We start from the raw sequence: 758 nt of genomic DNA, 5'->3' as shown, positions 1-758 counted from the left end.
ATCACGCCCTATTAAATATTTGTATCCTGTATGGAATAGATTGGCAAGTGGTAGTTATTTTCCAAAACCTGTACGCGAGGTAGAGATACCCAAAACAGATGGTCGTATAAGGAAGCTAGGTATTCCAACGGTGCAAGACCGAACGGCTCAAATGGTAATTCGAGAGGAATTAGAACAGATTGTGGATAAACAATTTAGTAAAAATTCCTTTGGTTATCGTCCAGGTAAATCATCGCATCATGCCATTAAACAATGCAGGAAAAACTGTATGGAGATGGATTGGGCAATTGATTTGGACATCAAGAGTTTTTTTGATGATATAGACCACACATTGATGCTTCAGGCATTAGGTCATTTTACCAAGAAGAAGCACATTCACTTGTATGTAAAACGTTGGTTGGAAGCATCAGTCCAGAAGAAAGATGGCACAATACATCCACGAATCAAAGGCACCCCACAGGGAGGAGTAATCAGTCCATTACTGGCAAACATCTTCCTGCATATAGTTTTTGATAGTTGGATAGAAACGCACCATCCCGAAGTAAAGTTTGAGCGTTATGCAGATGATATTATTATTCATTGCGATAATTTCAAACAAGCCCTGCGGACTTTGGAAGCGGTAAAAGCTCGATTATTCCAATGTAAATTGGAGATAAAATCGGGTAAAAGCAATATCGTTTATTGCAAACGCAACCAAAAGAAGCATCCCCCATTTAAGGTTCATTATGTAACATTCGATTTTCTAGGATTTACATTTA

Annotated in this window: 1 protein-coding gene; it reads left to right on the top strand. The window is 38.4% G+C overall.

The annotated features are described in order from the left end of the window. A partial coding sequence (locus A8C32_RS09475; protein WP_240491723.1) for a reverse transcriptase domain-containing protein occupies window positions 1-758 on the top strand: 758 nt, incomplete at both ends.

Origin of the sequence: Flavivirga aquatica (assembly GCF_001747085.1) — a bacterium.
Classification (GTDB): Bacteria; Bacteroidota; Bacteroidia; order Flavobacteriales; family Flavobacteriaceae; genus Algibacter_C; species Algibacter_C aquatica.
Note: the sequence above shows the minus strand (reverse complement) of the source record. Positions and strands in the feature narration are given on the sequence as shown.